The sequence below is a fragment of the Bradyrhizobium sp. JYMT SZCCT0428 genome (genome assembly GCF_018131075.1).
Lineage (GTDB): Bacteria > Pseudomonadota > Alphaproteobacteria > Rhizobiales > Xanthobacteraceae > Bradyrhizobium.
This window is the reverse complement of the sequence record NZ_JAFCLS010000025.1, coordinates 99475-124966: the sequence shown is the minus strand read 5'-3', so window position 1 is coordinate 124966 and position 25492 is coordinate 99475. Positions and strand designations below refer to the sequence as shown.

Genomic DNA, 25492 nt, shown 5'->3' with positions numbered 1-25492 from the left:
AACGACCTCCCATAAACCCCGCAACGCCCGCCTCGATCGCCTCATCTTAATCGAGGCACCAAGACTTACGACCCATACGCCGCGGCCCGTCGATCTACTAAAGCTGCTCGACGACTCTCTTCGCCATCATAACCGACTGTGGTTATGGGTCCCGGCTCAAGGCCGGGACGACGATGCGGAGAGTCCTTCGGCTTACGCGTGCAGCTTCTGCAATTCCTTCAAAATCGCATCGCCCATCTGCGTGGTGCTGGCCGCTGTCGTCCCCTCGGACTTGATATCTGCGGTGCGCAGGCCGCTGGCGAGCACGGCTGCGATCGCCGCGTCGACCTTGTCGGCGAGCGCGCCCATGTCGAACGAATAGCGCAGCGCCATGCCGAACGAGGAAATCATCGCGATCGGATTGGCGAGGCCTTTTCCGGCAATATCAGGCGCCGAGCCGTGCACCGGCTCGAACAGCGAGCGGCGCTTCTTGGTCTTGGCGTCGACCTCGCCGAGCGAGGCCGAGGGCAGCATGCCGAGCGACCCCGTCAGCATCGCCGCGATGTCGGAGAGCATGTCGCCGAACAGATTGTCCGTCACGATGACGTCGAACTGCTTCGGCGCCTTCACCAGCATCATGCCGCCGGAATCGGCGAGCTGGTGCTCCAGCGTGACGTCCTTGTACTCGCGGGCATGGACCTGCGTCACCACCTCGTTCCAGAGCACGCCAGACTTCATGACGTTGCGCTTTTCCATCGAGGTCATCTTGTTGCGACGCTTGCGCGCCAGGTCGAATGCGACGCGGGCGATGCGCTCGATCTCGTAGGTGTCATAGACCTGGGTGTCGACGGCGCGCTTCTGGCCGTTGCCGAGATCGGTGATGGTCTTCGGCTCGCCGAAATAGACGCCGCCGGTCAACTCGCGCACGATCATGATGTCGAGGCCTTCGACGATCTCGCGCTTCAGGCTGGAGGCTTCCGCCAGCGCCGGATAGCACACCGCCGGGCGCAGATTGGCGAACAGGCCGAGATCCTTGCGCAGCCGCAACAGGCCGGCTTCGGGCCGCACGTCATAGGGCACGGCGTCCCATTTCGGGCCGCCGACCGCGCCGAAGATCACGGCATCGGCCGCCGTGGCCTTGGCCATGTCGCCCTCGCTGATCGAGACCTTGTGAGCGTCATAGGCGGAACCGCCGACCAGCCCCTGCTCGGTCTCGAAACGGGCAATGCCTTGCGCGTTGAGCCAGTCGATCAGGCGTTGCACCTCCCCCATTACTTCGGGGCCGATGCCGTCGCCGGGGAGAAGCAGCAGTTTATGGGTCGCCATGATCAGTTACCTCGAAGCTTGTTTGGTTGTCATTGCCGGGCCTGACCCGGCAATCCAGCTTCTTTGAAGACGATGGATGCCCGGGTCGAGCCCGGGCATGACAGCGGAGGAATTCCGCGGGAGTGCTAAAACGCCCGGGGCGGATTGGCAAGGCGGCTTGGACAGGCCACAAAGGCTGATAAGCCCGCCCCAAGACGGACATCACGCCCTCATGACCGCAGCCATCCTGTTCGCCTTTGCCTCGGCCGGCTTCCTGGGCGCGGGCGTCGTGACGGCGCAGTTCGGGCTGCGAACGGTCGAACCGCTGTCGGGAGCGGCGATCAGCGTCCCCTCGTTCACGCTATTGTTCCTGCTGGCCTCGCCCCTGCTGCTGGCCGGCGAGCCCGTGGTCTGGCGGGCCCTGCCGATCTTCGCAGCGATCGGGCTGGTATTTCCGGCGATGCTGACCCTGCTGACCTTTGCCTCCAACAGTGCGCTGGGCCCGGTCGTCACCTCGACGCTTGGCAATCTGGCGCCGCTGTTCGCGGTCGCGCTCGCCGTCGTCCTCCTGAATGAGCCGCTCCACCCGCTGCAATTCGCTGGCCTCGTGATCGCGGTCGCCGGCGCCGTCATCATCACCGTCACCCGGCCGCGCGATCTCGGCGATTGGCGAAGCTGGGCCCTGCTGCTGCCGCTCGCCAGCGCCTTGCTGCGCGGCGTGGTGCCGCCGATCGTCAAGCTTGGGCTCGAAATCTGGCCGAGCCCGCTCTGGGCCTGCCTGATCGGCTATGTCGTATCGTCGTTCGTGGTGCTGACCGTGCAGCGCGTCCGCAAGGGGAGCTTCGTCGTGACAGCGCCATGGCCGGGCCGGCTCTGGTTCGCCATGACCGGCATCTGCAACGGCCTCAGCCTGCTGTCGCTGTTCGCCGCCCTACGCAACGGTCCGATCACGCTGGTCGCACCTGTCGCCGCGATCTATCCGCTCGTCACGTTGCTGCTCAGCGCTGTCGTGCTGCACCATGTACGGATCACACCCCGCATCGTCGCCGGCGCGGCGCTGACGGTTGCCGGCGTGGCGCTGGTGCTGGTCGGCTGATGTTGCGCAAACGGCACGACACCATTGCTCCCCGCGCGGCTGTGCAAGCCGGCAGCCGCCTGTCACAATCGCGGCCTTGCCGGAGTATCCTGTGAAGGCCGCCGTTCAACCACCGTCCACCGCGCACCCCGCGTGGCTGATCCTCGTTCTGTCGCTGGCGCCGACGATCGGTCTTGGAATCGGCCGCTTCGCCTATGCCCTGGTGCTGCCGGACATGCGCGACGCGCTGGGCTGGTCCTATTCCGCGGCCGGCTTCATGAACACCATCAACGCCGTCGGCTATCTCGCGGGCGCGCTGCTCGCCTCGCGCATGATCCGGCGGTTTGGGCTGGCGCGAACGGTGCGCTGGGGAACGCTGGCCGCCGTCATCTCGCTGGCGCTCTGCGCCGTCTCGGGCAATTTTTTCGTGCTGAGCTTTGCCCGGCTGCTGGCGGGCATCGGAGCCGCGGGCGGATTCGTCGGCGGCGCGGCGCTGGCCGCCACGATCGCACAGACGCGCCCCGATCGCGCCAATTTCCTGCTCAGCCTGTTTTACGCCGGGCCTGGGCTCGGCATCCTCGCGTCGGGACTGATCGCGCCGTTCGTGCTGCAAGGTTTCGGGCCGGGATCGTGGTGGATCGTGTGGTGGGCGATGACACTGCTCTCTGTCGCGTTGATCGTGCCGCTGCTGCTCGCGCCGCTCGGCGGTGGTGCTGATATCGACAGCGCGGCACCGGCCAGATTCTCCGTCCGGCCGGTACTGGCCTATCTGCTCGGCTACTTCCTGTTCGGCGCCGGCTATATCGCCTACATGACCTTCATGATCGCCTATGTCCGCGATGGCGGCGGCGGCGCGGCGGCGCAGAGCCTGTTCTGGAGCCTGATCGGGATGAGTGCGTTCGCGACGCCCTGGGTGTGGCGGCAGGTGCTGGCGATGGATCGCGGCGGCCTCACCACGACGATCATCCTCGGCGTCAACGCGATCGGCGCCGCGCTGCCGATCTTCGGACACTCGCCGCTGTTGCTGGCGATCTCGGCGCTGGTGTTCGGTGTCGCGTTCTTCGCGGTGGTGGGATCTACCACCGCCTTCGTGCGCTTCAACTACCCGCCGTCCGCCTGGCCCATGGGGATTGCGGCGATGACCATTTCGTTTGGCATCGGCCAGACGCTGGGGCCGATCGTGGTCGGCGCGATCACCGACGCGGTGGGCAGTCTTTCGTTCGCGCTGAACGTTTCCGCGGCGATGCTGGCGACGGGGGCGGTTTTGTGCGCGTTTCAGAAGAGGTTGAAGACGACTGCGTAGGGTGGATGGAGCGCAGCGATACCCACCATTGATGCGACGACGAAGATGGTGGGTATCGCTTCGCTCCACCCACCTACGAAACGACGAAGCTAACTCCCGCTGAACGAATTATATCCCTGGTCTTCCCAGAAGCCGCCCTTGTAATCGTTGGTGACTTCCATCGAGATCACGTATTTCGGATTCTTGAAGCCGAGTTTTGTCGGCACGCGAATCTTCATCGGGAAACCATAGGCGCGCGGCAGGATTTCGTCGCCGAATTTAAACGTCATCTGGGTCTGCGCGTGCAGCGCGCTGCGCATGTCGAGCGGCGAATTGTAGCCGTCCTTGTCGGCGCACTGGAACCAGACGAATTTGGCGCGCGTGTCGGCGCCGACGATTTTCAGGAAATCGCGCAGCGGCGTGCCGGTCCAGCTGCCGATCGCGCTCCAGCCCTCGACGCAGATATGGCGCGTGACCTGCTTGACCTGCGGCAGCTTGTACAATTCCTCGAGCGTCCACGACTTCTTGTTCTCGACCAGGCCCCGCACCTCGAGCTTCCAGTCCTTGGCCTCGATCTCGGGCGCCTCGTCGAGGCTGTAATAGGCGTTGAACGGGAACGGCTTGGTGATCGCGCTTTCCGGGAAGGTCGGCGCCAGCGCATCGGGATTGAACATCCACGCCTGCACGCCGTCATTGAACTTCGAAACCTGCTTCAGCATTTCCTCGGCCGAAAACTGGTCCGTCACGTCGCAGCCGGTGAGCAGCGTCAGCGCGCCGAGGCTAGCGCCGCCGGAGATGAAGCGCCGCCGCGTCAGGTCCGGCATCGTCTTGACGGCGTCCTTGAGCAGCAGGGTCTTGTCGACGCCCGGGATTAAAAGGTTACGCAAGCGGCCCATATTATCCTCCCAATATGCTCAGCGGCCGATGATCATCGCGCGCAAACTCTTCGGCACCAAAAGTGCAAGCACGACATGCACCACCATGAAGGCGACGATCGCGGCCATGCAGAAGAAGTGGACGTAACGGGCGGCCTCGTAGCCGCCGAACATTGCCGTCAGATATTGCAGCTGCACCGGCTTCCAGATCGCCAGACCCGACAGCACGATCAGGATGCCGACCACGATGATGCCGGCATAGAGCAGCTTCTGCACGTAATTGTATTTGGTCAGATCCTCGTGGGATAGCTTGCCGGTCAGCGCCGCCTTGGTATCGGCAAGCACGCCCTCCGGCGTGATCGGCAGCAGCTTCTTGCGGAAGCGGCCGGTGGCGAGCCCCAAAGCGAGGTAGATCAGGCCGTTGACCATCAACAGCCACATCGCGGCAAAGTGCCAGAGCAGCGCGCCGCCGAGCCAGCCGCCCAGCGTGATGCTGTCCGAGAAGGTGAAGTCGAACAGCGGAGAGGCGTTGTAGATCTTCCACCCCGACATGATCATCAGGACCATCGCAAAGGCGTTGGTCCAGTGCAGAGCCCGCACCCAGGCCGGCTGAATGACCTTGGCCTTGGTGCCTGCTTTGGCGCTGGCTTGCTCGTCGCTGGCTGCAATGCTCGACATGGCCTGTTCCGTCGTTGCAATGGGTTACCGGTTTATACGCCGGGAACCGGGTTTTCGTTACTCCCCAGATGCTATCAGATCGATGCATGGGGCCTATCGAGGTCACAAAAAAGCGAGCCGGGTCGCCCCGGCTCGCCCATCCACGCATCCTGTTGGGACTAATCAGGCGTGCGCGGAGATCACGAAGCCGGCATCAGCACGGTATCGACCACATGGATCACGCCGTTGGACTGGTTAACGTTCGAGATCGTGACCATCGAGGTTCCGCCCTTGGCGTCGACGATCCAGACCTTGCTGCCGTCGAGCTTCACGGTCAGCTGTTCGCCTTCGGCGGTCTTGAGCTTCATGCCGTCCTTGAGGTCGGCTGCGGCGAGCCTGCCGGGCACGACATGGTAGGTCAGGATCTTGGTCAGGGTCGCCTTGTTCTCAGGCTTCACCAGCGTGTCGACGGTGCCGGCCGGCAGCTTGCCGAAGGCGGCGTTGGTCGGCGCGAACACCGTGAACGGGCCTTTGCTTTCCAGGGTTTCGACCAGACCGGCGGCCTTCACGGCGGCGACCAGCGTGGTGTGGTCCTTGGAGTTGACGGCGTTCTGGACGATGTTCTTCGAGGGGAACATCGCGGCGCCGCCGACCATCACGGTCTTTTCTTCCGCGCTGGCCGGCGCTGACACAGTGGCGGTGAGCGCGAGCACGCTGAAGGCGGCGGCGGTCAGATAAGCGATACGGTTCGACATGGATCTTCTCCCGATGATTGAGGTCTCCGGCGGGGGGCCGCCGGTGCTGAGAACAACGACGCTGGTCGGTTGACCGTTTTCGTCGTCGTTGGCCGAGCTACGGGAGGTTTTTCGGGCAGTTTCGGCGGATAATTTATCGTGATGTTTGAAACTTTCGGGAGGGTGGTCCGTGGGGGGTGTACGCTCCCCTTTCTCAAATCCGTCCCCCCTGAGGTGCGCGCTCTTGCGCGCCTCGAAGGGCGACGGCCCGGCTGTGGCCGATTCATCCTTCGAGGCTCGCTGCGCTCGCACCTCCAGCGACAACGGCGTAGCCGTCGCGCGGGGATGACGGAGATACAGTTTCGCGATCCCGCGGCATAAAAACGCCCGAGGTTTTCAATTTCGTTCCGCCCTCTAATCCAGAGGGCGCAGGGAATGCCGGATGCGCGCTGCACCCGCGGTCTCATGTGCGTTCTGTGCTAAAAAGCTGCACACGAGCATACAGGGCAGCGGAGAGCATCCGACATTCCCTGCGCAATGGCTTTACGGCTTATGACGCGCTCTCCCCGGTGAGACGGCCTCTATTGCCACCGTCACCCCTCAGAAGCGTTAGCTCCCGAAAGACTTGACGCCGTTACGGGCGCCAGGACCACACGCTTTCACCGTACGCCTTTGCCGCGACCGTCAATCGCAACATCAGCGTCCACCGCGACCCGCCCCTCGTTGTGACGATGGCCAACGCCCCTCTGAGTGGGACGGGATGGCTATTGATGTGCAGGTGATTTGGGGTGGAAGGGAAGCGAAATATTTTTGATTTACAGAAATTTTCGGCTTGACACGAATTCCGCAAATCGGAAGTGAGTTGCCCGTCGGGCCAGTTTGTCGCAGCTACCATCTCCACATCGTCATTGCGAGCGCAGCGAAGCAATCCATGATGCCGCGTTACGAGAGATGGATTGCTTCGCTGCGCTCGCAATGACGGTCCCGTGCGGTGAAGGATGGGTGGGCCACCGAGTCGTACCGATGCCGCACCCTAGACAAAATCTTCCATTGCTTCCTCCACCAGCCGATCCGCCAGCTCGGCGCGCGCCAGGCGCACCGTGATTCCGACCTTGCTGAGCGTATGCGGGAATCGGCGGGCTGAACTTGGCGACGCCGACGGTGATGACGTCGATCAACGCAAAGCGCCGCAGCAGGCCGATCGCAACGGCTTCCCCGAGCGCTTCCAGCGTCTGGTATTTCGTCGCGCCGGCAAGACTCACGGCGGCGTCCACCACGGCATCATAGCGGATCGACGCATCCAGCCTGTCATCCCGGTGCGTCGGCGCCGCCTTCAACGTCGCGTCGATGTCGAAGGTGAATTTCTGGCCGAGGCGCCGTTCTTCCTCGAACAGGCCATGGTACCCGAAGGTCTGCAATCCGGCGATCTGGATGGTCGTCAACATTGGGCCGCTCCTTCTTGAGAAGGTGGATCGGATTTTTTCCGATTGCCCAGGCGCGCGGCTGAATATCTCGCGCTTCCCGATGGTGCCCCATCTGCGATCGCCAGTCGCGCGAGAGTGCAATTATACGGGCACAACTGACGCGGCTCAAGTCTGAGCCGACGGTTTTCAGACCTGGCAGGGTGGGCAAAGGCGCGTTTGCGCCGTGCCCACCACAGTTTGGAATTGTGAAGCAAGATGGTGGGCACGCGGAGCCTGTCATCGGGCGCGCATTCGCGCGACCCGTTGGCTTTGCCCACCCTACGTGATCAACCACGAGCTAATCATTGCTCGCCGGCGTCTGGATGAAGCCGCGATTGTGTGTCGGGCTGATCAGGATTTCGTTGACGCAGACGCGCGGCGGCAGGCTGGCGACGAACGCGATGGTGCGGCCGCAATCCTCGGGCTGCAGCATCTTCGCCAGTTGGGTTTCGTTCGGCGGCACCGGGCGCGATTTCAGGATCGGGGTTGCGACCTCGCCGGGCGACAGGCAGCAGGCACGCAGCCCGTTGACGCATTCGTCCATGTTGAAGGAATGGGTCAGCGCCAGCACCGCATGCTTGGTGGTGGTGTAGGCCGGGCCCGTCATCTTCGAGACATGACGACCGGCCCAGGACGCGACGTTGATGATGCAGCCATCCTTCTGCTTGCGCATCGCCGGCAGCACAGCGTGCATGCAGAACATGACGCCGTTGAGGTTGATATTGACGACCTTGTCCCAGCCCTCCGGTTCCACATCCGCCCAGCTCCGCTTCGGTACGTTGACGCCGGCGCTGTTGACCAGGAGGTCGATCCGGCCGTGCTTTGTGAGGATCTGTTCCGCCGCCCTGTTGACGTCGGCCCTGTTGCTGACATCGAGCGAGATCGCCTCGGCCTTGCCGCCCTTTTTGGTGATGTTGGCCACGACCCGGTCCAGCTCGGCCTGGCGGCGTCCCGAGACCACGACGATCCAGCCGTCCGCCGCGAGATGCTCCGCCCCGGATTCACCGATTCCCGTGCCACCGCCCGTTACCCAGGCCACGCGTTTCCCATTATTTGACATGCAAACTGTCTCCGTTGCTTTGTGAGGGGCGCTTTTGCTAATCCAGCCGGCGAAAACTCCGGCCATTGCCCCTCAGGGAATGTTGCATGAACACCACCGCCAGCGCCAACCTGTTTTCTCGCCTGTTCGACAAGCTCGACGATCCCACCCGGCTCGCGATCGAGATGCTCGACGGCACGCGCATCAGCTATGCCGATCTGATCGCCCGCGCCGGCCAGATGGCGAACGTGCTGGTCTCCAGGGGCGTCAAACCGGGTGACCGCGTGGCGGCGCAGACCGAAAAGTCCGTGCCGGCGCTGGTGCTCTATCTCGCCACGGTACGATCAGGCGCGGTGTATCTGCCGCTCAACACCGCCTATACGCTGAACGAGCTCGAATACTTCATTACCGACGCCGAGCCGTCGCTGGTGGTGTGCGATCCCTCCAAGGCCGAGGGCATCGGCGCGATCGCGGCCAAGGTCAAAGCCAAGGTCGAAACACTTGATGCCAACGGCAAGGGGTCGCTGACGGACGCCGCCGCCAAGGCGGACACTTCGTTCGCAACGGTCGCCCGCGCCAGCGACGACCTCGCCGCGATCCTCTACACGTCGGGCACCACGGGCCGTTCCAAGGGCGCGATGCTGACGCACGACAATCTCGCCTCGAACTCGCTCTCGCTGGTCGATTATTGGCGCTTCAGCAAGGACGATGTGCTGATCCACGCGCTGCCGATCTATCACACCCACGGCCTGTTCGTGGCCAGCAACGTCACGCTGTTCGCGCGCGCTTCGATGATCTTCCTGCCGAAGCTCGATCCCGAACTGATCGTCAAGCTGATGGCGCGCTCGACCGTGCTGATGGGCGTGCCGACCTTCTACACGCGGCTGCTGCAGACCCCGGCGCTGACCAAAGACTCCACTAAACACATGCGGCTGTTCATTTCCGGCTCCGCGCCGCTGCTCGCCGACACCCACCGCGAATGGTCGGCTCGAACAGGTTTTGCCATCCTCGAGCGCTACGGCATGACCGAAACCAACATGAACACCTCCAACCCCTATGACGGCGACCGCGTGCCCGGCGCCGTCGGCCTGCCGCTGCCCGGCGTCTCGTTACGCGTCACCGATCCCGAAACCGGCAAGGAGATTGCGCGCGACAGCATCGGCATGATCGAGGTCAAGGGCCCCAACGTCTTCAAGGGTTACTGGCGGATGCCGGAGAAAACAAAAGCCGAATTCCGCGACGACGGCTTCTTCATCACCGGCGATCTCGGCAAGATCGACGACAAGGGCTATGTGCACATTCTCGGCCGCGGCAAGGACCTGGTGATCTCAGGCGGCTTCAACGTCTACCCGAAGGAAATCGAGAGCGAGATCGACGCCATGCCTGGCGTGATCGAATCCGCCGTGATCGGCGTGCCGCATGCGGACTTCGGCGAAGGCGTCACCGCCGTCGTGGTCTGCAACAAGGGCGCCGACGTCAGCGAAGCCTCGGTGCTGCAAGCGCTCGACGGGCGCCTTGCAAAGTTCAAGATGCCGAAACGCGTCTTCGTCGTCGACGAATTGCCGCGCAACGCGATGGGCAAGGTGCAGAAGAATATTCTGCGGGATACTTACGCAAAGATTTACGCAAAATAGAGCCATCCCCTGTCCGGGTGAGGCGACGCCTGTGCCTGCGCCGACGAAGCCGCGATGACGAGTTCCAACAATGCTGAGTTCTGCGATGGCGAGTTCCATGGCGCGCGGCGCATGTGAACGATTTTTGGGCATTGGCATTTAACCGAAAAATTCCGTTTCGCGGATAGCGTGACGAATGGCTCGTTGTAACTCCCGTAATATTACGGTCGTTTTGAAACGGCGAGCCGGTTTGATTTTCGGAAGCGATGGCGATCAGGCCAAACCGCCTTCCAGGTAATGTTATCGATGTTGTTGCACGTCGTCGCAGATCAACCGGACCGAATCTCGACGCTTAGCATGCTGCTGGGGGCGCAGTTCAGCGTCAGCTCGTCCCTGCTCCGCAAGGAACACAACGTCCCGAAGAATTGCGACGCGGCCATCGTCAGCGTCGATCTTCGAAGCGCCGACAACATCGTCGCGCTCAAGGAGCTTTCGGCGAAGTTCAAGGGTGCCAAGCGAAAGATCTTCATCCTCGATCAGAAGGCGCGACTGTTCGCGGCGCAGGCCTATGCGCTTGTCGCCACGCACGTGCTGTTCAATCCGGTCACCGCGCGCTCGCTGCTTGCGGTGCTGATCGACCCCAGTTCGATCGAACTCACTGACGACACCGGCGGCCAGGAAGCCGGCCAGGGCGCGCGGGGCGCGGCCTCTGCCGGCGCCGCCTCGCTGGCGCTGATGTTCGCCGCGGTGCTGCATGGCCAGCCGATCGATGTCGCGGACGCCAAATCGGCCGCCTGCAAGATTTCCAATTGCGTTGCCGACGAAGGTCTCTCCGAATGGCTGGAAGTCGTCCGCCGCCACCATGAGGGCACCTATCAGCATTGCCTGCTGGTGACGGGAACGGCGGTCGCATTTGGACTGAGCCTGGGATTGGCCGAAGCTGACATCGAGCGGCTGTATTCGGCGGCGATGTTCCACGACATCGGCAAAGCCAGGATTCCCCTCGCGGTGCTCGACAAGCCCAGCCGTCTGGAGCCGGGCGAGCGCGCTTTGATCGAAACCCATCCGGCAGCCGGGCACACCATCCTGAAGGGGACGCGCGGCATCTCGGCGGAAATCCTGCACGCGGTCCGGCACCACCATGAATATCTCGACGGCAGCGGATACCCCGATGCGCTTTGCGCCGAAAGCATTTCCGACCTGGTCCGGATCCTGACCATCGCCGATATTTTTGCGGCGCTGATCGAATTTCGCCAGTACCGACCCGCAATGCCGCGCGCGCAAGCCTATGAAATTCTGGGCTCCATGCACGGCAAGCTGGAAGCCCCGCTCGTCAAGGCGTTCAGGGAAGTCGCGCTGAATCGCTGAGGGCGCGCACGCACCACCTCATGTCGATGATGTTTCCTACAGCAGGCTGATCACAAACCGGCTGCCGACAATGAAGAGATAGCAGCCGAAGGCGATCTCCAGGTTGCGCTTTGACAGCGCATGCGCCGCGCGCACGCCAAGCGGCGCGGTGAGAAGGCTGGTCGGCATCACAAGCAGGGCACCGATCAGCGAGACGAAGCCGATTGCGAACGGCAGCTGCAGTGCGGTGACATCCGGATAGCGCGCCGCCGCGGGCCAGCCGGCATAGATGTAACCGAGCGCGCCGGGGATCGAGATCAGCACGGCCAGCGCCGAGGAGGTCGCGACCGCCTGATGAATCGGACGGCCATAGAACGTCATCAGCAGATTGGCGAACAGGCCGCCGCCGACCCCCATCAAGGTCGACAGCAGACCGATGAAGAAGCCATAGAGCCGCATCAGCGGGCCCTTGGGGATGTCGTCGCCGAATTTCCAGTTGTCGCGCGCCAGCAGCAGGCGCGCGGCGGCCGACCATGCCACGCCGACGAAGACGATCTTGAACAGCCGCTCGGGCGCGTAACGCGCGGTGATGCTGCCGGCGATGACGCCGATGATAATCGGCAGCCACCACAATTTGAGCACGCCGAGATCGACCGCGCCGCGGGCGTGATGGGCGCGAAACGAACGGATCGAGGTCGGGATGATGATCGCGAGCGAAGTGCCGATGCAGAGCGGCATCCGCACCTCCAGCGGCACCCCCGCGAGCCGGAAGCACTCATAGAACACCGGCACCAGGATCGCGCCGCCGCCGATCCCGAAGATGCCGGCGAAGAACCCGGATACCGCGCCGACCGCAACCAGCATCAGCGCCAGTTCGACAAGCTCGACGAGATTAAGTCCGGCCATCACCATCCCGCCCGCGCGTTGAGGAACAACGCAGCGTTACCCGACGAATCGGGGCGCGACCATTGCGGCCCGGGCGGCAGCCCCCGCGATCAAATGCAAGGCTTGAAATGCAAGGCTTCAAGCCGAGGACGCGCGGCCAAAGCGGGCGGTGGATTCGCATATCCGGTCGGCTCTGGGGGAATAGCCTCGACGCGCCCGGGAACGGCCGCGAACGGACGCCGCCTGCTCCACGACCTCGGGCCGCCGGCCACGCCACCGCGGACCCTTTAATACGCGCAGGCAGCGACAGCTCACCACAACAAGCGAACAATGATTCGTTCTTTCCTCGGGCGAGTGCAGGCGTGGTATACCAAGCCGCTGATCGCCCTCGTTTCATCCTCAATCTAAGTAATGAACGACCGTTCGATTTCGTGGCATTTGATCGTTGCGCTCGCTGGTTCGACTACGTAAATAGAATTGCTTTAACGCGATCCCCGATGGGCCGCACCACGTCCCGCCAACTTCAAAGCCGCCGATGACCGCCAGGATCGAACGACCGCTTTCTCCCCATCTGCAGACCTACCGCTGGACGCTGACGATGGCGCTGTCCATCGTCCACCGCGCCACCGGCGTGGCGCTGTACTTCGGAACCCTGCTGCTGGCCTGGTGGCTGATCGCAGCCGCTTCCGGCCCCGGCGCCTACGCCAATGTGCAGGCTTTTACCGGCAGCTTCATCGGACGCCTGATCGTGTTCGGTTACACTTGGGCGCTGATGCATCATCTGCTGTCAGGTCTGCGGCATCTGGTCTGGGACCTCGGCTACGGCTTCAAGGCCCATGAGCGCGAGGCCCTGACCTGGGGCGCGCTGATCGGCGGCATTTCGCTGACCATCCTGGTCTGGATCGTCGCCTACATGACCATCGGAGGCGGACGATGAACGCGCCCAAGCCTTCGATGCGCACGCCGCTCGCGCGCGTCCGCGCCCTCGGCTCCTCGCATTCCGGCACCTCCGATTTCTGGCGTCAGCGCCTTACCGCTGTCGCGATGACCTTGCTGATCGTGCCTGTCATCGTGGTGGTCTTGATGCTGCTCGGCAGCAACCAGGCGGGCGCCAAGCAAATCTTCAGCTCGGTGCCCATCGCGATCATCATGCTGCTCTTCATCCTCGCCAGTGCCTGGCACATGAAGATCGGCATGCAGGTCGTGATCGAAGACTATGTGCACAATGAGAAGATCAAGCTCGCGAGCGTGATGGCCAATAATTTCTTCTGTATCGCGGTGGCGCTCGCCTCGATTTACGCGATCCTCAAAATGTCATCGGGAGTGTAGCCCATGGCTGCTGAAGGTAACGGCAAGGCCACCAACGGCAGTGGCGGTCCAGGAAGTGGTCCTGCGACCAACGGAAAAGCCTATCCGATCGAAGACCACACCTACGATGTTGTCGTGGTCGGCGCCGGCGGCGCGGGCTTGCGCGCCGTGGTCGGCTGCTCCGAGGCGGGCCTGCGCACCGCCTGCATCACAAAGGTGTTTCCGACCCGCTCGCACACGGTCGCCGCGCAAGGCGGCATTTCGGCGGCGCTCGGCAACATGCATCAGGACGACTGGCGCTGGCACATGTACGACACCGTCAAGGGGTCGGACTGGCTCGGCGACCAGGACGCGATCGAATACATGGTGCGCAACGCGCCCGAGGCGGTCTACGAGCTCGAACATTGGGGCGTGCCGTTCTCCCGCACCGAAGACGGCAAGATCTACCAGCGCCCGTTCGGCGGCATGACCATGGATTTCGGCAAGGGCCAGGCGCAGCGCACCTGCGCCGCCGCCGACCGTACCGGTCACGCCATGCTGCACACGATGTACGGCCAGTCGCTGCGCCACGCGGCCGAGTTCTTCATCGAGTTCTTCGCGATCGACCTGATCATGGACGACCAGGGCGTCTGCCGCGGCGTCATCGCGCTCAAGCTCGACGACGGCACGCTGCATCGCTTCCGCGCCCAGACCACGATCCTCGCCACCGGCGGCTACGGCCGCGCCTACGCCTCCTGCACCTCGGCGCATACCTGCACCGGTGACGGCGGCGCGATGGCGCTGCGTGCCGGCCTGCCGCTGCAGGACATGGAATTCGTCCAGTTCCATCCGACCGGCATTTACGGCTCGGGCTGCCTGGTCACCGAGGGCGCGCGCGGCGAAGGCGGCTATCTCGTCAACTCCGAAGGCGAGCGCTTCATGGAGCGCTATGCTCCATCAGCCAAGGATCTTGCCTCGCGCGACGTGGTCTCGCGCGCGATGACCATCGAGATGCGCGAAGGCCGCGGCGTCGGCAAAAAGAAAGACCACATCTATCTGCACCTCGATCATCTCGATCCCAAGGTGCTGCAGGAAAGACTGCCGGGCATCTCCGAATCGGCGAAGATCTTCGCCAATGTCGACGTCACCCGCGAGCCGATCCCGATCACGCCGACCGTGCACTACAATATGGGCGGCATCCCCACCAATTATCACGGCGAAGTGCTGACCAAGCGGGACGGCGACGACAACGCCACCGTGCCCGGCCTGATGGCGCTAGGTGAAGCCGCCTGCGTCTCCGTGCACGGCGCCAACCGGCTCGGCTCCAACTCGCTGATCGACCTTGTCGTGTTCGGCCGGTCCGCGGCGCTGCGCTGCGCCGAAAAACTGACCGCGAACGGCAAGCAGCCGGAACTGCCGGCGGGCTCCGCCGATTTGGCGCTCGGCCGGCTCGATCATTATCGCTACGCCTCCGGCGGCACGCCGACCGCAAAACTGCGCGACAGCATGCAGCATGTGATGCAGAGCAATTGCGCTGTGTTCCGCACCGGCGAAGTCCTGAGCGAAGGCCAGAACCTGATCCACAAGGTGCATGGCGGCATCGGCGACGTCGCGACATCAGACCGCTCGCTGGTCTGGAATTCCGACCTGATCGAAACCCTCGAATTCGACAATCTGATCGTGCAGGCTGTGGTGACGATGGACTCGGCGGCCAACCGCACCGAGAGCCGCGGCGCCCACGCCCGCGAGGATTTCGCCGAACGCGACGACAAGAACTGGATGAAGCACACGCTGGCGTGGATCGACGGGCGTGGCAAAACCACGATCGATTACCGCCCGGTGCACGACTACACGATGACCAACGACGTGCAGTACATCCCGCCGAAGGCGCGGGTGTATTGATCTCTACTTGTCATGCGCGGGCTTGACCCGCGCATCCATCTTTCTTCGAAGAAGATGGATTGCCGGATACTGGTGGGAAGACGCGCTTCGCGCTTTTGTCCCGGCAATGACGAACTGAACCGCAGAGGCAAGATAGATGGTTGAATTCGCGCTTCCGAAGAACTCAAAGATCACCGGCGGCAAGACCTGGCCGAAGCCGGCGGGCGCGACCGAAACGCGCGAGTTTCGGGTGTATCGCTGGAATCCGGACGACGGCAAGAATCCGAGCGTCGACACCTATCACATCGATACCAGCGAATGCGGGCCGATGGTGCTCGACGGGCTGATCTGGATCAAGAACCACATCGATCCGACGCTGACCTTCCGCCGCTCCTGCCGCGAAGGCGTCTGCGGCTCCTGCGCCATGAACATCGACGGCCAGAACACGCTGGCCTGCACCAAGTCGATGCACGACGTCAAAGACGGCGCGGTCAAGGTCAACCCGCTGCCGCACCAGCCTGTCGTGAAGGACCTGGTGCCTGACCTGACCAATTTCTATGCGCAATATGCCTCGATCGAGCCGTGGCTGAAGACCACCACGCCGACGCCGCAGAAGGAATGGAAGCAGAGCCATGAGGACCGCGAAAAACTCGACGGCCTCTACGAATGCATCCTGTGCGCCTGCTGCTCGACCTCGTGCCCGAGCTACTGGTGGAACAGCGACCGCTTCCTGGGCCCCGCCGCACTGCTGCAGGCGACGCGCTGGGTTACCGATTCGCGCGATGAAGCCACCGGCGAGCGGCTCGACAATCTCGAAGACCCGTTCCGGCTCTACCGCTGCCACACCATCATGAACTGCGCCAAGGCGTGCCCGAAGGGTCTCAACCCGTCGGAAGCCATCGCCGAACTCAAGCTGAAGCTGGTAGAGCGGCAAATTTAGCTAATTTGTGCCGAGTATCCCGCTAAACGGCCGCGCCCGGCATCGGGCAAAGTTTCAGCTTCTGCGCCGCTTTGTTCCGATACAGGTTTGACGTAAGATTCGCTCCGGAGCAGGAGCGCCCGTGCAGACCGCACAACGCAATTCGCTGAGATTGTTGCAATGGATGATGGCGGCCTCGCTGGCCCTCCCGCTGGCGCTGTTCATCTTTGCATCCGCGGTTTCCTGGATCTCGATCAACGAGACCGCCGACCGGGAAATCGAACGCTCGCTCGATGTCGTGCACGAGCACGCGCTGAAAGTGTTCGAGACCATTGATCGCAGCATCTCGGAAATCGCCGAGGTCATCCGGGGCATTCCGGACGCCGGCATTACTTCCCGCGAGGAAGCGCTGCATCAGCGGCTGAAGCAGCTCGTCGGGTCGCTGCCGCAGGTGAAATCGACCTGGGTCTTCGACGCCAAGGGCCACGCGCTCGTCAACAGCCTCGTCATGCCCCCGCCCGAGATCGACTTCTCGGACCGGGATTATTTCAAGGTCCATGTCGCCGGCGACATCGGAACCTATATTGGCCAAGCGCTGATACCGCGGCCGCCCTATCAGGGCGCGCCTTTTTTCGGCTTCAGCCGGCGGCGGCAAAACGCGGATGGCAGCTTTGCCGGCGTGATCCAGGCGTCGGTACTGCCGGAATATTTCGAGAATTTCTACGCCCGGATCGGCCGCGAGCCCGGCAGCTTCTTTGCGCTCGCTTTGACCGACGGCGCGGTGCTGGCTCGCTTTCCGACCGTCGATCAGGAAGCCCGGCTCGATTTCTCGGGACCGGTCGGACAACAGATCGCGGCGAACCCCAAGGCCGGCCTCATCACCGTGACGTCGCCCACCGACGGCATCGAGCGCCGCCTCGGCTACCAGCGGCTCGCCGAATATCCGATCTATATCAGCGCCGGCCTTGAGACTTCGGCAATCCGGCAGCGCTGGTTCTCCTCCATGAGCCAGCACCTCATCTTCGGCGCGCCGGCCACCGCCCTGTTGTTTTTCCTGCTCGCCCTCGCCCTGCGTCGAACGCGGCATCTTTATGCCGAGGCTGCCAAGCGGCAGGAGGCCGAAGAAGCGCTGAAGCATGGCCAGCGGCTCGAGGCGCTGGGGCAACTCACCGGCGGCGTCGCGCATGACTTCAACAATCTGCTCACCGTAATCCGCGCCTCCGTCGATTTGTTGCGGCGGCCGGACCTGCCAGAGCCGCGCCGGCTGCGCTACATCGACGCGATCTCGGACACGGTCACGCGCGCGGCACGACTGACGAGCCAGCTGCTGGCGTTCGCACGCCGTCAGACACTCAAGCCGGAACTGTTCGACGTCGGCCAAAACGTGCAAATGCTGAGCGAGATGATCAAGACGCTGATCGGATCGCGGATCGAGATTGAGATCCATGGGCCGACCGAACCGTGCGTCGTCAATGCCGATGCCGGGCAGTTCGAAACCGCGATGATCAATATGGCGGTCAACGCCCGCGACGCCATGGACGGCCGCGGCAGGCTGACCATCACGGTGCACACGGCAACCGAATTGCCCGGCGCCGCCGCAGGTTCGCCAAATCCCCGCAACCAAGAGTCCATCGGCCAGAATCGCGCCGGCCAGAAACCCACCGGCTATGTCGCCGTCTCCGTCGAGGATACCGGCGTCGGCATTCCCCAGGAGCAGTATGGCCGCATCTTCGAACCGTTCTTCACCACCAAGGAGGTCGGCCAGGGCACCGGGCTCGGCCTGTCCCAGGTGTTCGGTTTCGCCAGACAATCCGGCGGCGAAGTTGTGGTGGGCAGCGAAATGGGAAAAGGCAGCGTTTTCACGCTCTACCTGCCGCGTGCCACCGGCGACGGCAAGCCGCAGCAGATAACGGTGGAAGATGCTCCGCCGCTCGACGGCAGGGGCATGTCGGTGCTCGTGGTCGAAGACAATATCGAGGTCGGGAAATTCGCCACCGACGCGCTGGCCGAACTCGGCTACGGCACAACCCTGGTCGACAACGCCACGCACGCGCTGGAAGAACTGGCTGCTGGCGCCGACCGCTACGACGTGGTGTTCACCGACGTCGTGATGCCGGGCATGACCGGCATCGAGCTGGCGCAGGAAATCCGCCGTTACCATGCCGATCTGCCGGTCGTGCTGACCAGCGGCTACAGCCACGGCCTGTCAGAAAGCGGCAGCGACGGTTTGGAGCTGCTGCAAAAGCCGTACTCGATGGAACAGCTTTCGCGCGTGCTGCACGCGGTCGCCCGCTGGCGCATGATGAAACGCGCCGCCGCGACGCGCGCGTCGTGAGCCTTGGAGACGCGCTTTACAGCGCCGCGCGGAACCGTGTCGGAACCTTCTGATTTCCTTCGCGTTATCGGGCCATGGCCAAGAGTGATAGTAAGTCCGATACGAAGCCCGCCGTAAAGTCCGAGCCGTCCTCGAAGAAATCCGACTCGAAGAAATCCGCTGCCGCGAAGAAATCGCCTGCCGGGAAAGAAGCCGCTTCCGAAGAGTCAGCGGCAGAAAAGGCCGAAATTGTCGATGTCGTCGCGGAAGACGGCGATCACGTTGAACCGCCGCCGCCGGAGGTGGTCGAGCCCAACCCTAAATTGTCGCCGGAGGAGGCTGAGGAGGCGCGTAAAGATTATCTACTGACGCGGTTCTGGATCAGCGCGCGCGGTCATTGGGGCCGAGGCGGCGACCGGCTGGCATGGGTGTTTTCGATCGGGCTGTTGATCCTGATCGTCGTCAATGTCGGATTCCAATACGGCATCAATGTGTGGAACCGGGCGATCTTCGACGCCATCGAGAAGCGCGAATCCGCCACCGTCTTCTATCTCACCGGGGTGTTCTTCCCGCTGGCGATCGGCAGCGTGCTGCTCGGCGTCGCGCAGGTGTTCACGCGGATGGGCATCCAGCGGCGCTGGCGGGCTTGGCTGACCAGCTCGGTCATGACGCGCTGGCTCGCCAATGGCCGTTACTACCAGCTCAACCTCGTCGGCGGCGATCACAAGAATCCGGAACACCGCATCGCCGAGGATCTGCGGATCTCCACCGACTCGCCGGTGGATTTCGTCGCCGGCGTCACCTCGGCGTTTCTATCAGCCGCGACCTTCATCGTCGTGCTCTGGACCATCGGCGGCGCGCTGACGGTGACGCTCGGCGGATCTGTTGTGACGATCCCCGGCTTTCTCGTCATTGCCGCGGTCGTCTACGCCGCGATCGCCTCCGGCTCGATCTTGGCCATCGGCCGCCGCTTCGTGCAGGTGTCCGAGGACAAGAACCAGGCCGAGGCCGAATTCCGCTACACGCTGACCCGCGTGCGCGAGAACGGCGAGAGCATCGCGCTGCTCGGCGGCGAGGAGGAAGAACGCGACGGCATCGACAAGAACTTCTCGAACGTGCTGCGGCAATGGTCGCAGCTCGCCCGCCAGCATATGCGCACCACGCTGGTGTCGCAGGGATCCGGCCTGATTGCGCCCGTGGTGCCGCTGTTGCTGTGCGCGCCGAAATTCCTCGACGGCAGCATGACGCTCGGACAGGTGATGCAGGCAGCCTCCGCCTTCACCATCGTGCAGACCGCGTTCGGCTGGCTGGTCGACAATTATCCGCGCCTTGCCGACTGGAACGCCTGCGCGCGCCGGATCGCCTCGCTGATGATGTCGCTCGACGGGCTGGAGCGGGCCGAGCGCGGCGACGGATTCGGCCGCATCAAGCGCGGCGAGACCGAGGGCGAGGCCATGCTCAGCCTCAACGATTTCTCGGTAACGCTCGACGACGGCACCGCCGTGGTCGGCGAGACCGAAGTCGTGATTGAACCCGGCGAACGGTTGTTGGTGGCCGGCGAATCCGGCACCGGCAAGAGCACCCTGGTGCGCGCGATTGCGGGCCTTTGGCCATGGGGTGGCGGCAGCGTCAATTTCCATCCCGACCGCCGGCTCTTCATGCTGCCGCAGAAGCCGTACATTCCCACCGGCACGCTGCGCCGCGCGATCGCCTATCCCGGCGCCGCCGAGGACTGGAATCCCGAACAGTTCCGCGAAGCCCTGCACAAGGTCGGCCTCGATCATCTCAAGGAGAAGATCGAGGAAGAGGCGCCGTGGGACCAGACATTGTCGGGCGGCGAAAAGCAGCGGCTGGCGTTCGCGCGGCTGCTGCTGCACAACCCCGACATCGTGGTGCTGGACGAGGCGACCTCCGCGCTCGACGAGAAGAGCCAGGACAAGATGATGGAGATGGTCACGCGCGAGCTTCCCAAGGCCACCATCGTCAGCGTCGCCCATCGCGTCGAGCTGGAAGCCTTCCATAGCCGCAAGATCGTGCTGGAACGGCGCAAGGGCGGCGCCAAACTCGTCAGCGACGTCGACCTGATCCCGCGCAAGGGCAAACGCCGCCTGCTCGGCCGCTTCCTGCGCCATCGCAAGCCGCCGGCAAAAAAGGCGGCGTGACGCTAGCTGTCGTCCCGGCGAACGCCGGGACCCATACCGCGTGACCTGTCGATGAAGCTCGGTAGCAGAGTCCATTCGCAAAACTTTTCCCTGTGGTTATGGGCCCCTTGCGTTCGCAGGGGCTACGATATGTTGGAGCCGCGCGCAAAACCGGCTATTCATGCGCCGCTTTCCACCGAGGATATCCGTTTGAAGCCCGACAACGACCCCACGCCCGCGCCGTTCGGCGCGTTCGCCCCGAATGCTGCGCAGGCCGCGATCATTGCGCTGGCGCACCGCTCGCGGCTGAAGCGCGGCGCGTTCCGGCCGATGCTGTCGCGGCTGCTCAATGTGCTGCGCGCGGGGCCGGTGGACGTGTCCTATCAGGGCGCATCGTTTCGTTTCTATCATCAGGCCAGCGCCACCGAGCGCGGCGCGCTGTTCAATCCGGACTACAACATCGAGGAGCTGGATTTCTTGCGCGCGCATACGCCTGTTGGTGGCGTGTTCGTCGATGTCGGCGCCAATGTCGGCACCTATGCGCTGGCGCTGGCGCGCCATGTCGGCGCCAGCGGCAAAGTGGTCGCGATCGAGCCGCATCCGGTCACCCATGCAAGGCTCGCCTTCAACAACGCCGCCTCCGGCTTTGCCCAAACCAGACTGGTGGCCGCCGCCGCCGGTCCCGCCGATGGCGAGCTGATGATCGAGACCGATGGCGACAATCTCGGCGCCAGCCACATCGTGTCGGGACAGGCCTCAGCCAAGGCGATCAAGGTCCCGTCGCTGCGGCTACAGCGCATCCTCGACGAAGCCGGCGTATCGCATGTCGATGCGCTCAAGATCGATGTCGAAGGTTTTGAGGACCGCGTCTTGACCGGCTTCTTCAAGGAAGCCCCGCAGGCGCTGTGGCCGCGCGCGGTCGTGATCGAACATTTGTCATCGAATGAATGGCAGCATGACTGCATCGCCGACATGCGCGCCCGCGGCTATGCCGAGACCGGCAAGACCCGCAGCAATACGCTGCTGGTGCGCGGCTGAACCGACCATCTTCTAACCAAGGGAGAGTTCGATGATCGACCATATCGGTTTTCCGGTTTCGGATTATGAGCGCGCCAAGGAGTTCTATGTGAAGGCGCTGGCGCCGCTCGACTATGTGCTTATCATGGAAGTGACGCAGGAACAGACCGGCCATGATCCCGCCGCCGGCTTTGGCGCTGGCGGCAAGCCGGATTTCTGGATCGGCGGCGAAGGCGGCTTGAACAAGCCGGTGCATGTCGCGATCCTTGCCAAGGACCGCGCCACCGTCGATGCCTTCTACAACGCCGCTTTGGCTGCCGGCGGGCGCGACAACGGCCCGCCTGGAATTCGCGCGCATTATCACCCGAATTACTATGGCGCCTTCGTGCTCGACCCCGACGGCCACAACATCGAGGCGGTCTGCCACACGCCGGGGTGACTGACGCACCGGGATGAGGCGGTTCCCTTCCGATTACGTTGGGAACATCACGGCATCAGTTCCGTTATCGCCAAGGCAGTAATGGAGCGAAATATGGCTAATGATAATGCACGCGATGTCGATCGTGCCTGGGAGCTGATGCAGAAGATCGGCTTTGCGATGCTGGTCACCCGTGACGGTGACAAACTGCGCGCGCGGCCGATGAGCGCGTATCTCGAGCGCGACAGCAATGCGGTCTTTTTCCTGACCGATGCGCGGCGCCACAAGGATGAGGAAATCGCCAAGAATCCCGGCATCAACCTGTCGTTCGCCGACGCCAGCGATCAGAAATATGTGTCGGTGACGGGCACCGCGGTCGTCTCGAACGACCGCGCCAAGATCAAGCAGTTGTTCTCGACGGAGGCGAAAGCCTGGTGGGATTCGGCTGACGACGCGAACATCCGCGTCCTGAAAATTACACCCGACGATGCCGAATTCTGGGATTCGCCGGGCACCGTCATCAGCTACGTCAAAATGGCCGCAGCCGCGGTGACCGGGACGCGGCCCGAGATCGGCGACAATCGCAAGGTCGCAATGTAGATGCCGATCGAACCTCCCGAAATCCCGCCGCCGACGCCGGGAAAACCAACCGAGCCACCGCGCGAAGATCCTCCGGGCAATCCCCGTCCGGAGGTGCCGCCACCGATGCGCGAGCCGGGCGCTCCGCCGCCGCCGCAGGAACTGCCGGGCAAGACGCCGGATGAACTGCCGGTGCGCGGGCCGAGCGGGCCCTCGACGCCTAATCCGGCCACAGATCGGCCACAGGGAGCAATTTGACTTTGATCTGAAAGCGCCGCCTGAATATGCAATGAACAATTGCGCATGCAACCCGTTGCGCCCTCGAAATAAAAGGCCTTCGCGCTTTCCAGCCCGCCACAATCCGGCCTAACGATTAGCCGTTGATCGACCCGCCAAACGATTCCTCTACTGCCAGAACCTTTCCAGGGACCAAGAACATCATGACAAACCTTCGCATCGTGCTGCTTGCCACGACCGCTCTGACCGTGACGCAGATCGCGACATCCGCATCGCACGCGCAGAGCGCACCACTGGTCGTCGCACAGGCCAGGGAAGAGCTCGGTCCCGATGGAAAGCCCAAGGCGCCGCCAAAGGGCGCGCCGCCGCCGGCCGCGAAGCCACCGACACCACCCGCGCCGCCACCGGCTGCGGCTCCGCCTCCGCGCCCGACACCTCCGCCGGCTCCGCCGCCTGCTGCGGCTCCTCCGCCGCGTCCCGCACCGCCGCCGGCACCACCCGCTGCGGCGCCGCCGCCGCGGCCGACACCTCCTCCCGCGCCACCCCCGGCGGCTGCGCCGAAGCCACCGGCACCGCCCGCCGCTGCGCCGCCTCCGCGTCCGACGCCCACACCGCCGCCGGCTGCGGCTCCACCCGCGCGTCCGACACCAACGCCGCCGCCTGCTGCAGCTCCGCCCGCGCGTACGCCGCCTCCGCCGGCGGCAACCACCACGCCTGCGCCGACCGCATCGCCGCCCGTGGCAGGCAGCACAACGACGACACCTCCAGGCGCGCCACCGCGCCCGGGCACGGGCACGCCCCCGGCTGGCACCAAGCGTGTGCCGGGAGCGCCGGGCGCAGGTCCCACGGCAACGCCGACCGCGACACCATCGCCGACCACGCCTCCGGCCGCGGCAACGCCTTCGACGCCTCCTGCCGGCGCAGCACCGACAGCGCCCTCGCGTCCTGGCGCAACAACGCCGCCCGCCCCGGGTGGCGCGACGACGACACCTCCGGGTGGTCAGCCGCCACGCCCCGGTCAGCCACCCGGCGCGCCGCCGGCTGCCGGAACGACACCGCCTGCTGGCGCACCGCCCGCCGCCGGAACGACGCCGCCTGCCGGCGCACCTCCGTCAGCCGGAGCACCGACGCCCGGCCAGCAGGGACGCCCGGCCATTCCGCCCGCGCCTCCCGCCGGCGCCCCGGCCCCAAGTACCGTCCCTGGATCGGCAGCCGCAACAGCACCGCCCGGCAGATCGCAAAACGCTCCGCCGACGGTTGCACCGGCCTTCCGGGCAGCACCCACGGTCACAACGCAACTGCCGTCAGCGCCACCGCCGCGGCGGGAAAACATGACGCCACTTGCGATCGGCGCCGGCGTGGTGGCCGGCGCCGTGGTCGGCGCGACCATCGCCAACATGCACAGCCAGCGGCGCGAAACCATCGAAGGCGGTCGCACCATCTACACCGAGCCGGACCGGATCATCATCCGCGACCCGAGCGGCCAGCAATACGTCCGCGGCAACGATCTCTATCGCTTCCGTTATGGTGCGCGTGACATCCAGACCGAGACCGTCGGCGGCGAAACCCGCACCGTCGTGATCCGTCCGGACGGCAGCCGGATCATCACCGTGGTCGGCAATGACGGGCGGCTGCTGCGCCGGATCCGCCGCGACGAACGGGGCCGCGAGGTCATCATCATCGACAACAGCTACCGCGATCCGCGCGCGGTCGGCGGCTTCTATGTCGATCTGCCGCCGCCAGTGGTCAACATGCCCTACGACCGCTACATCGTCAGCGCGGACGAAGCGACCCCGGAAGTGATCTACGACACCATGGTGGCGCCGCCGGTACAACGGATCGACCGGCGCTACTCGCTCGACGAAATCCGCTACAGCCCCAATGTCCGGATGCAGATGCCGAGCATCGACGTCAATTCGATCAACTTCGCAACCGGTTCGTGGGAGATCCCGCCGGACCAGGCGGCGAAGCTGCAGGCGATCGCCGACGGCCTCAACCGCGCGATCCAGGCCAACCCGCGCGAGGTGTTCCTGATCGAAGGGCACACCGACAGGGTGGGCTCCGACATCGACAATCTCTCGCTGTCGGACCGCCGCGCAGAATCCGCCGCAACGCTGCTGACGCAGCAGTTCGGCGTGCCAGCGGAGAACCTGACCTCGCAGGGTTATGGCGAGCAGTATCCGAAGGAGCAGACGGACGGACCGAGCGAGATCAACCGGCGCGTCACGGTCCGCCGCATCACCCCGCTGCTCAATGGCGGCCAGGCGGCACTGCCGCCGCCCCCGCCCGGCACCGCGCCGCCGCGGCGCTGAGATCGGTCAGCACAATATGAAAATGGCCGGAAGCAATCCCGGCCATTTTTGTTTTGGTACGCTTTCGTCCAACCCGGCGTCCCTGCGAACGCAGGGAGCCATAGCCACAGGATTTTGTTGTGAGAAAAGAACA

The 25492-nt window shown here is 64.2% G+C and carries 24 protein-coding genes and 1 riboswitch; of the genes, 15 read left to right on the top strand and 9 right to left on the bottom strand.

Annotated elements, in window-relative coordinates; genetic code table 11:
• Window positions 1-192: 192 nt before the first annotated feature.
• Window positions 193-1305, bottom strand: coding sequence for a 3-isopropylmalate dehydrogenase (gene leuB / locus JQ575_RS24890; RefSeq protein ID WP_212035780.1), 1113 nt, complete (start codon window positions 1303-1305; stop codon window positions 193-195).
• A 211-nt stretch (window positions 1306-1516) separates the two neighbouring features.
• Between leuB and JQ575_RS24885 the strand changes: the two genes are divergently transcribed.
• Together JQ575_RS24885 and JQ575_RS24880 are read left to right on the top strand one after the other, a co-directional pair.
• Window positions 1517-2380 (top strand): DMT family transporter, encoded by an 864-nt coding sequence (locus JQ575_RS24885; protein ID WP_212035779.1) that lies wholly within the window; start codon window positions 1517-1519, stop codon window positions 2378-2380.
• A gap of 91 nt (window positions 2381-2471) precedes the next feature.
• Window positions 2472-3662: a YbfB/YjiJ family MFS transporter gene (locus tag JQ575_RS24880; RefSeq protein WP_212035778.1), complete on the top strand. Its 1191-nt coding sequence runs from the start codon at window positions 2472-2474 to the stop codon at window positions 3660-3662.
• A gap of 89 nt (window positions 3663-3751) precedes the next feature.
• Here the strand turns inward: JQ575_RS24880 and JQ575_RS24875 are convergent, their stop codons facing one another.
• The 5 genes from JQ575_RS24875 to JQ575_RS24855 form a co-directional block, all read right to left on the bottom strand.
• Window positions 3752-4537, bottom strand: coding sequence for a molybdopterin-dependent oxidoreductase (locus tag JQ575_RS24875; protein WP_212035777.1), 786 nt, complete (start codon window positions 4535-4537; stop codon window positions 3752-3754).
• Window positions 4538-4555: 18 nt separating this feature from the next.
• Window positions 4556-5194 (bottom strand): cytochrome b/b6 domain-containing protein, encoded by a 639-nt coding sequence (locus tag JQ575_RS24870; protein ID WP_212035776.1) that lies wholly within the window; start codon window positions 5192-5194, stop codon window positions 4556-4558.
• A 179-nt stretch (window positions 5195-5373) separates the two neighbouring features.
• A complete protein-coding gene (locus JQ575_RS24865; RefSeq protein WP_212035775.1) occupies window positions 5374-5928 on the bottom strand; it encodes a fasciclin domain-containing protein in 555 nt (184 codons plus the stop codon).
• 884 nt (window positions 5929-6812) lie between these two features.
• On the bottom strand, window positions 6813-7352 hold the full coding sequence (locus tag JQ575_RS24860; RefSeq protein WP_212035774.1) for a dihydroneopterin aldolase: 540 nt from the start codon (window positions 7350-7352) through the stop codon (window positions 6813-6815).
• 37 nt (window positions 7353-7389) lie between these two features.
• Window positions 7390-7470: riboswitch (ZMP/ZTP riboswitch) on the bottom strand.
• A gap of 198 nt (window positions 7471-7668) precedes the next feature.
• Window positions 7669-8430 (bottom strand): SDR family oxidoreductase, encoded by a 762-nt coding sequence (locus JQ575_RS24855; protein ID WP_212035773.1) that lies wholly within the window; start codon window positions 8428-8430, stop codon window positions 7669-7671.
• Between the two features lie 86 nt (window positions 8431-8516).
• Between JQ575_RS24855 and JQ575_RS24850 the strand changes: the two genes are divergently transcribed.
• Together JQ575_RS24850 and JQ575_RS24845 are read left to right on the top strand one after the other, a co-directional pair.
• Window positions 8517-10043 carry a malonyl-CoA synthase gene (locus tag JQ575_RS24850; protein WP_212035772.1) on the top strand — a complete coding sequence of 509 codons (1527 nt, stop codon included), beginning with the start codon at window positions 8517-8519 and terminating at the stop codon, window positions 10041-10043.
• Window positions 10044-10328: 285 nt separating this feature from the next.
• On the top strand, window positions 10329-11390 hold the full coding sequence (locus JQ575_RS24845; protein ID WP_212035771.1) for an HD-GYP domain-containing protein: 1062 nt from the start codon (window positions 10329-10331) through the stop codon (window positions 11388-11390).
• A gap of 36 nt (window positions 11391-11426) precedes the next feature.
• Here JQ575_RS24845 and JQ575_RS24840 read toward each other — a convergent pair whose 3' ends face one another.
• Complete coding sequence (locus tag JQ575_RS24840; protein WP_249166875.1) at window positions 11427-12281, bottom strand: sulfite exporter TauE/SafE family protein; 855 nt, start codon at window positions 12279-12281, stop codon at window positions 11427-11429.
• A 508-nt stretch (window positions 12282-12789) separates the two neighbouring features.
• Here JQ575_RS24840 and sdhC point away from each other — a divergent pair.
• The 10 genes from sdhC to JQ575_RS24790 all read left to right on the top strand — a co-directional run bounded on the left by sdhC (window position 12790) and on the right by JQ575_RS24790 (window position 23068).
• A complete protein-coding gene (sdhC, locus tag JQ575_RS24835) occupies window positions 12790-13191 on the top strand; it encodes a succinate dehydrogenase, cytochrome b556 subunit (RefSeq protein ID WP_212035770.1) in 402 nt (133 codons plus the stop codon).
• Between the two features lie 17 nt (window positions 13192-13208).
• Entirely contained in the window at window positions 13209-13583 is a 375-nt protein-coding gene (gene sdhD / locus JQ575_RS24830; protein WP_211994682.1) for a succinate dehydrogenase, hydrophobic membrane anchor protein, read from the top strand.
• Window positions 13584-13586: 3 nt separating this feature from the next.
• Entirely contained in the window at window positions 13587-15443 is a 1857-nt protein-coding gene (sdhA, locus tag JQ575_RS24825) for a succinate dehydrogenase flavoprotein subunit (protein ID WP_212035769.1), read from the top strand.
• 136 nt (window positions 15444-15579) lie between these two features.
• Window positions 15580-16362 (top strand): succinate dehydrogenase iron-sulfur subunit, encoded by a 783-nt coding sequence (locus tag JQ575_RS24820; protein WP_192739357.1) that lies wholly within the window; start codon window positions 15580-15582, stop codon window positions 16360-16362.
• A gap of 121 nt (window positions 16363-16483) precedes the next feature.
• Window positions 16484-18676, top strand: coding sequence for a hybrid sensor histidine kinase/response regulator (locus JQ575_RS24815; RefSeq protein ID WP_212035768.1), 2193 nt, complete (start codon window positions 16484-16486; stop codon window positions 18674-18676).
• Between the two features lie 74 nt (window positions 18677-18750).
• Window positions 18751-20817, top strand: coding sequence for an ABC transporter ATP-binding protein/permease (locus JQ575_RS24810; RefSeq protein ID WP_212035767.1), 2067 nt, complete (start codon window positions 18751-18753; stop codon window positions 20815-20817).
• A gap of 189 nt (window positions 20818-21006) precedes the next feature.
• Entirely contained in the window at window positions 21007-21834 is an 828-nt protein-coding gene (locus JQ575_RS24805; protein ID WP_212035784.1) for an FkbM family methyltransferase, read from the top strand.
• Window positions 21835-21865: 31 nt separating this feature from the next.
• Window positions 21866-22252 carry a VOC family protein gene (locus tag JQ575_RS24800; protein WP_212035766.1) on the top strand — a complete coding sequence of 129 codons (387 nt, stop codon included), beginning with the start codon at window positions 21866-21868 and terminating at the stop codon, window positions 22250-22252.
• A gap of 93 nt (window positions 22253-22345) precedes the next feature.
• The gene (locus tag JQ575_RS24795; RefSeq protein ID WP_212035765.1) at window positions 22346-22831 is read left to right on the top strand and encodes a pyridoxamine 5'-phosphate oxidase family protein; all 486 of its coding nucleotides are present in this window, start codon (window positions 22346-22348) and stop codon (window positions 22829-22831) included.
• Window positions 22832-23068, top strand: a complete 237-nt coding sequence (locus JQ575_RS24790) for a hypothetical protein (protein ID WP_212035764.1) — start codon at window positions 22832-22834, stop codon at window positions 23066-23068.
• A 115-nt stretch (window positions 23069-23183) separates the two neighbouring features.
• Here JQ575_RS24790 and JQ575_RS46550 read toward each other — a convergent pair whose 3' ends face one another.
• Both JQ575_RS46550 and JQ575_RS46545 read right to left on the bottom strand, forming a co-directional pair.
• On the bottom strand, window positions 23184-23798 hold the full coding sequence (locus JQ575_RS46550) for a hypothetical protein (RefSeq protein WP_409364816.1): 615 nt from the start codon (window positions 23796-23798) through the stop codon (window positions 23184-23186).
• Between the two features lie 267 nt (window positions 23799-24065).
• Window positions 24066-24380, bottom strand: a complete 315-nt coding sequence (locus JQ575_RS46545; RefSeq protein WP_409364815.1) for a hypothetical protein — start codon at window positions 24378-24380, stop codon at window positions 24066-24068.
• On the opposite strand from JQ575_RS46545, the gene JQ575_RS46540 reads away from it, so the two are divergent.
• The gene (locus JQ575_RS46540) at window positions 24379-25359 is read left to right on the top strand and encodes an OmpA family protein (RefSeq protein ID WP_409364814.1); all 981 of its coding nucleotides are present in this window, start codon (window positions 24379-24381) and stop codon (window positions 25357-25359) included. The two genes, JQ575_RS46545 and JQ575_RS46540, sit on opposite strands and share 2 nt — an antisense overlap.
• The last annotated feature ends 133 nt before the right edge of the window (window positions 25360-25492 follow it).

What these genes read in the sequence shown, in the direction of transcription:
- JQ575_RS24875 (WP_212035777.1), bottom strand. Translation starts at nt 4,537, where the DNA reads ATGGGCCGCTTGCGTAACCTTTTAATCCCGGGCGTCGACAAGACCCTG.
- JQ575_RS24855 (WP_212035773.1), bottom strand. Translation starts at nt 8,430, where the DNA reads ATGTCAAATAATGGGAAACGCGTGGCCTGGGTAACGGGCGGTGGCACG.
- JQ575_RS24795 (WP_212035765.1), top strand. Translation starts at nt 22,346, where the DNA reads ATGGCTAATGATAATGCACGCGATGTCGATCGTGCCTGGGAGCTGATG.
- JQ575_RS24790 (WP_212035764.1), top strand. Translation starts at nt 22,832, where the DNA reads ATGCCGATCGAACCTCCCGAAATCCCGCCGCCGACGCCGGGAAAACCA.
- JQ575_RS24860 (WP_212035774.1), bottom strand. Translation starts at nt 7,352, where the DNA reads ATGTTGACGACCATCCAGATCGCCGGATTGCAGACCTTCGGGTACCAT.
- JQ575_RS24845 (WP_212035771.1), top strand. Translation starts at nt 10,329, where the DNA reads ATGTTGTTGCACGTCGTCGCAGATCAACCGGACCGAATCTCGACGCTT.
- sdhA (WP_212035769.1), top strand. Translation starts at nt 13,587, where the DNA reads ATGGCTGCTGAAGGTAACGGCAAGGCCACCAACGGCAGTGGCGGTCCA.
- leuB (WP_212035780.1), bottom strand. Translation starts at nt 1,305, where the DNA reads ATGGCGACCCATAAACTGCTGCTTCTCCCCGGCGACGGCATCGGCCCC.
- JQ575_RS46545 (WP_409364815.1), bottom strand. Translation starts at nt 24,380, where the DNA reads ATGTTTTCCCGCCGCGGCGGTGGCGCTGACGGCAGTTGCGTTGTGACC.
- JQ575_RS24850 (WP_212035772.1), top strand. Translation starts at nt 8,517, where the DNA reads ATGAACACCACCGCCAGCGCCAACCTGTTTTCTCGCCTGTTCGACAAG.
- JQ575_RS24810 (WP_212035767.1), top strand. Translation starts at nt 18,751, where the DNA reads ATGGCCAAGAGTGATAGTAAGTCCGATACGAAGCCCGCCGTAAAGTCC.
- JQ575_RS24820 (WP_192739357.1), top strand. Translation starts at nt 15,580, where the DNA reads ATGGTTGAATTCGCGCTTCCGAAGAACTCAAAGATCACCGGCGGCAAG.
- JQ575_RS24885 (WP_212035779.1), top strand. Translation starts at nt 1,517, where the DNA reads ATGACCGCAGCCATCCTGTTCGCCTTTGCCTCGGCCGGCTTCCTGGGC.
- JQ575_RS24865 (WP_212035775.1), bottom strand. Translation starts at nt 5,928, where the DNA reads ATGTCGAACCGTATCGCTTATCTGACCGCCGCCGCCTTCAGCGTGCTC.
- JQ575_RS46540 (WP_409364814.1), top strand. Translation starts at nt 24,379, where the DNA reads ATGACGCCACTTGCGATCGGCGCCGGCGTGGTGGCCGGCGCCGTGGTC.
- sdhD (WP_211994682.1), top strand. Translation starts at nt 13,209, where the DNA reads ATGCGCACGCCGCTCGCGCGCGTCCGCGCCCTCGGCTCCTCGCATTCC.
- JQ575_RS24870 (WP_212035776.1), bottom strand. Translation starts at nt 5,194, where the DNA reads ATGTCGAGCATTGCAGCCAGCGACGAGCAAGCCAGCGCCAAAGCAGGC.
- sdhC (WP_212035770.1), top strand. Translation starts at nt 12,790, where the DNA reads ATGACCGCCAGGATCGAACGACCGCTTTCTCCCCATCTGCAGACCTAC.
- JQ575_RS24800 (WP_212035766.1), top strand. Translation starts at nt 21,866, where the DNA reads ATGATCGACCATATCGGTTTTCCGGTTTCGGATTATGAGCGCGCCAAG.
- JQ575_RS24840 (WP_249166875.1), bottom strand. Translation starts at nt 12,281, where the DNA reads ATGGTGATGGCCGGACTTAATCTCGTCGAGCTTGTCGAACTGGCGCTG.